Annotated in this window: 6 protein-coding genes; 3 read left to right on the forward strand and 3 right to left on the reverse strand. The window is 69.8% G+C overall.

Annotated elements, in window-relative coordinates; translation table 11 throughout:
• The 3 genes from AC27VN_RS34250 to AC27VN_RS34260 form a co-directional block, all read left to right on the forward strand.
• Positions 1-633, forward strand: a 633-nt coding sequence (locus AC27VN_RS34250; RefSeq protein ID WP_490879464.1) for an NAD(P)/FAD-dependent oxidoreductase, incomplete at its 5' end; no start/stop codon positions are given.
• A 30-nt stretch (positions 634-663) separates the two neighbouring features.
• Positions 664-1,002, forward strand: coding sequence for a hypothetical protein (locus AC27VN_RS34255; RefSeq protein WP_490879465.1), 339 nt, complete (start codon positions 664-666; stop codon positions 1,000-1,002).
• Between the two features lie 65 nt (positions 1,003-1,067).
• Positions 1,068-1,475, forward strand: coding sequence for a nuclear transport factor 2 family protein (locus tag AC27VN_RS34260; RefSeq protein ID WP_490879466.1), 408 nt, complete (start codon positions 1,068-1,070; stop codon positions 1,473-1,475).
• Between the two features lie 4 nt (positions 1,476-1,479).
• On the opposite strand, the gene AC27VN_RS34265 is transcribed toward AC27VN_RS34260, so the two are convergent.
• The 3 genes from AC27VN_RS34265 to AC27VN_RS34275 form a co-directional block, all read right to left on the reverse strand.
• On the reverse strand, positions 1,480-2,397 hold the full coding sequence (locus AC27VN_RS34265) for a protein NO VEIN domain-containing protein (RefSeq protein ID WP_431510046.1): 918 nt from the start codon (positions 2,395-2,397) through the stop codon (positions 1,480-1,482).
• An 88-nt stretch (positions 2,398-2,485) separates the two neighbouring features.
• Positions 2,486-3,676, reverse strand: coding sequence for a glycoside hydrolase 100 family protein (locus AC27VN_RS34270; RefSeq protein ID WP_490879467.1), 1,191 nt, complete (start codon positions 3,674-3,676; stop codon positions 2,486-2,488).
• Between the two features lie 48 nt (positions 3,677-3,724).
• Entirely contained in the window at positions 3,725-4,246 is a 522-nt protein-coding gene (locus AC27VN_RS34275) for an SMI1/KNR4 family protein (RefSeq protein WP_490879468.1), read from the reverse strand.
• Between the last annotated feature and the right edge of the window lie 83 nt (positions 4,247-4,329).

The raw sequence follows: 4,329 nt of genomic DNA on the forward strand, positions 1-4,329 counted from the left end.
ACGCAGTGGCACGCGACCACGGCCAGCGGCGCGAGCGTGGTCGCCGACCAGGTGCTGATCGCCACCAATGGCTACACCGGCGGCCTGTGGCCCGGCCTCTCGCGCACGGTGCTCGCGGCCAACAGCTTCATCGTCGCGACCGCGCCGCTGCAGGGCGCCGCCGCGCACGCCATCCTGCCGGGCGGCGAGACCGCCTCGACCTCGCAACGCCTGTTGCTGTACTTCCGCAAGGACGCGCAGGGCCGGCTGCTGATGGGCGGTCGAGGCCACTTCGCTGATCCGGCGGGGCCGGCCGATTTCGCGCACCTCGAGCGCTCGCTCGAACTGCTGTTTCCGCAGCTCGGGCCGCTCGAATACGAGTACCGCTGGGCCGGCCGCATCGCCGTCACGCGCGACTTCATGCCGCATGTGCACACGCCCGCGCCGGGCCTCACGATCGCGCTGGGCTACAACGGTCGCGGCATCGCGCTGGCCACCAGCATGGGCCGGCACGTGGCGGCGCGGCTGCTGCAGCCGGGGGCGGATTTCCCGTACCCGGTGACGCCGCTCCAGCCGATCCCGCTGCATGGCTTGCAGCGCTTCTACATCGCGGCCGGCGTGGCCTGGTACAGCCTGCTCGATCGCTTCTCCTGAGCCGGCGCCCCGCTTGATAAGCTGGGCCGCATGCACACCCTGATCGGCATCGCGGCATATCTCCTGATCGGCATCGCCGTGGCGCCGTTGCTGCTGCTCGGGCTCTATGTGCTGGCCGACCGGCTCGGACTGAAGGTGGCCGATCGCATGCTGTCGCTGACGGCGCGGCTGCTCCAGTGGCAGTGGCTCAGCGGCGGCGTGGTGAACATCGTCGGTGGCCTGCTGATCGCCGCGCTCGGGATCTGGGTCGCGCTGTCCCTGGAACCGTCGTGGCATCGGCTGGCCGGCCTGCTGCTGGTGCCCTTCGGGCTCTGGCGGGCCTTCAGGGGCGTGGCCGTGCTCAAGGCGCTTTCGCGCATCGACGAATAGCACGCCCAGGGCCGCCAGCCGATACCATGGCGTGCTCCATCCACCCACAGCATCGGACACACGACATGTCGATCGACACCCTTTCCACCTGGCACCAGCTCGTGAAGACGCGCGACGCGGCGGGGCTCGACGTGCTGCTCGACGAGAGCGCCGTCTTCCATTCGCCGGTGGTGCACAAGCCGCAGGTCGGCAAGGAGATCACGCGCCGCTACCTGGCCGCGGCCTTCGAGGTCTTCTTCAACCCGAGCTTCCGCTACGTGCGCGAAGTGAAGGCCGAGCACGACGCGGTGCTCGAGTTCGAGGTGGAGCTCGACGGCATCGTGGTCAACGGCGTCGACATGATCCGCTGGAACGACGCGGGCAAGATCACCGAGTTCAAGGTGATGCTGCGCCCGCTCAAGGCCGTGAACCTGATCCACCAGAAGATGGCGGCGCAGCTGCAGGCCGCGCAGCAGCAGCAGCCTCAGGCCTGACGGTTCAGAACGGCTCGAAGCCCGGCGCCTGCGTCATCTCGGTGGGCTTGTAGATCTTGTGCGCGGCCGTGGGGGTCGCCACGTCGGACACCACCAGCAGGCGCCACAGCGGCTCGCCGACCGAGCTCAGCTGCTCCTCGCGCGTGAGGCGGAAGGTCGGGAAGCCCGAGGCCGTGCCCTTGACCGTGACCTTGAGCAGGGTCGCGCCCTTCGAGTTCGACACCACGATGTCGTAGCCGGTCTTCTGGCTGCGCACGTCCTCGGCGTTGTAGCCGTAGCCCTTGAAGTGGCGCATCACGTAGTCCATGGCGGCCTCCTGCACGGCCTCGGCCGAGCCCAGCTTCGAGGCGCCATCGGCACCGGCCACGGCCTCGTCGGGCACGTTGCCCTTGGCGCGGGCGGCCTGGATCGCGGCCTCGTCGGGCGCCCAGTCGCGCGGGCCGCGCACCAGCACCGCGAACTTGCGCTCGGGTTCCCAGCTCGCGACATGCCATTCAGCGTCGTCGCGCACGCGCGTCGAAACCTTGGCGCTGCGGTTGGTCTCGATCTCGCCGATGGCGATGCGGTTGGTCTGCACCACGGCGCGGAAATTCTGGCCGGCGTCGAAGGTGCGCTTGAGCAGCGCGAGGCGGTCGGCGGCGCGCTGCGACTGGAACGCGGAGCGCGGGCCGCCGCCGGGGCGGAACTGCACGTCGAGCGACTCGAGGCAGAACCAGCGCCCGCCCTCGCCGAGGTTCACGTACTCGCCCCAGATGGTGGCGATCACGTTGTCGCCGGTGGCGAGCCAGGCGTGGTCCGAGGCCTTCTCGCGCGCGTCGAACACCCCCATCTTGGCGACGATGTCGACCGGCGTGAGCCGGGGGCCGGAGAGGCGCATCTCATCGATGACGGCGAGTACTTTGGGGTCGACTTCCTTGTCCATGCGGGGGTCTTGTGCGAGAGGCAGATTGGAGATTGCGAGGGGTGGCGAGTATGCCGCAACCGGGAACCGGCCGCCCTCGAGCGCGCCCTCACCAGGCCGTGGCGTCGCCCTCGAGCGCGCGCCGCGCCAGCAGGAAGGTGGCGGCATTCCAGCTCTGGCCCGCCATGCCCATCGGCGCCAGCGTGCGGCCATGGAACCATTCGGTGAAGCGCCAACCGTCGAGCTCGTTGGCGCGCGCCAGCTTCGCGAGCTCGGCCCAGCCCTCGGCCGCGAGCCCCAGCTTCGCCAGCGCCATGGCCCAGAAGCCGCCCACGAAGGGCCAGATGCCGCCGTTGTGGTATTGGTGCACCAGGTTCTGCCGGTGCCGGCCCATGTAGGCGCGCCACAGCTCGTGCTGCGGCGACAGCGGATGCAGCACCACGCGCACCGGGTAGGGATCGCTCGCGCGCGCGCCCTCGATGGTGTTGACGATGCTGTGCGCCATCGCCTCGTCGGCCAGCCCGGCCTGGATCGCCAGCACGTTGCCGAAAACGTCGCCCTCGTCGCCCACCACCGCGAGGTTGACGAAGCTCAGGTACAGCCCCGGATCGCGCCGGCCGCGCCGCGCGTAGTGCTGCAGCAGCCGCGCGCGGTGGTATTCGGGCAGGTCGCGCTGGAACGGGTTGAACAGGTGGTTGAAGTGGTGCCGGGTCTCGTCGGCCTGCGCGATCGCGAAGCGGCGTTTGACGTCGAACCACAGCGCGTTGGTGTAGAGCACGTAGCCCGAGCGCGGCATGATGTCGGCCCAGTCGCTGGCCTCGTTCTGCTGCAGCAGCCGGAAGTGCTGGTGCTCCTGCGCCAGCAGCCAGCCGATCGCGCGCTGCACGCCATCGGCCCAGTGCGTGGCGCCCACCTGGCCGTGGCGGCGCACATGGTCCACCGCGATCAGCCACCACAGCGTGGCGTCGATGCAGCCCAGATACCAGAAGTCGGCGTCCTGCCCCTCGGGGTCGACGTACTTCGGGATCTGCCCGTTGGCCGCCTGCTGCGCCGCGAGCGCGTCGAGGCTCGCGACCGCACCCTGCTCGAGCGCGGGCACGCCGCTGCCGCACATCGCCATCACGCAGATCGCGGCGTCGCGCCCGAAGATGCGCGTGTAGCGCCGCGCCACCGCGGCCTCGGTGCGGCTCGCGGCCAGGATGCCGTGCGGCGTGAGGTTGGCTTCGAGCAGCGCGAGCGAGGCCTGGCTGCAGGCATCGACGAGCGCGAGCGAAGGGGCGTCGAGGGAATCGTGGGTCATGGGCGTCGGCGCGGTGCGCGAATCGATGAATCCTCGCTCATTCCTCGCTCATTTCTCGTTTTCGTCGGCGAATTCCTCGTAGCGCAGGAAGGCCTCCATGAACTCGGCGAACGAGCGCGCGAGCACGCGCACCGAGGCCGGCGAGGCGGCATGCGCGTAGTAGACGACCGGGTACTCGCCATCGACCAGCCCCCGGCTCACGTCGAACAGCACCTGGTCGCCGTCCGCCTCCATGAAGAACTCCGCGAAGCACAGCATGCCGTTCGACGGCGGCGGCCAGATGCCGCCGCGGCGCTTGACCACGGCGCGCTGCGCCTCGCCGAGCCGATCGAGCGGTTCGAACTCGTGGAAGAACGGATGCTGGTCGCCGAACTGCACGACACCGCCCATCAGCATGAAGCCGCGGCTGCAGCGCAGCAGTTGCTTGTAGGACTCCGGCAGCGGCACGCCCAGCGATTGCTCGAGCGCCGCGATCTCGGCGTCGGTGGCCGGCGGCTGCACGTCCTCGAGATCGAAGTCGGGTGCGAGGCGGGAGAACTGGGGGAAGTGGGCTGCGCTTCGTTCGAGCATGGGAATGACTGTGGACGTGAGAGGTGTCTGTTCGATGGCGGCGTGCCTCAGGGATCGGTCTCGCGCGGCAGGCCGAGCGACGC

The sequence above is a fragment of the Variovorax sp. 20P10.2.4 genome (assembly GCF_058244205.1).

Excerpts from the sequence above, each read along its gene's own strand:
- AC27VN_RS34255 (WP_490879465.1), top strand. The coding sequence starts at position 664 with ATGCACACCCTGATCGGCATCGCGGCATATCTCCTGATCGGCATCGCC.
- AC27VN_RS34260 (WP_490879466.1), top strand. The coding sequence starts at position 1,068 with ATGTCGATCGACACCCTTTCCACCTGGCACCAGCTCGTGAAGACGCGC.
- AC27VN_RS34265 (WP_431510046.1), bottom strand. The coding sequence starts at position 2,397 with ATGGACAAGGAAGTCGACCCCAAAGTACTCGCCGTCATCGATGAGATG.
- AC27VN_RS34270 (WP_490879467.1), bottom strand. The coding sequence starts at position 3,676 with ATGACCCACGATTCCCTCGACGCCCCTTCGCTCGCGCTCGTCGATGCC.
- AC27VN_RS34275 (WP_490879468.1), bottom strand. The coding sequence starts at position 4,246 with ATGCTCGAACGAAGCGCAGCCCACTTCCCCCAGTTCTCCCGCCTCGCA.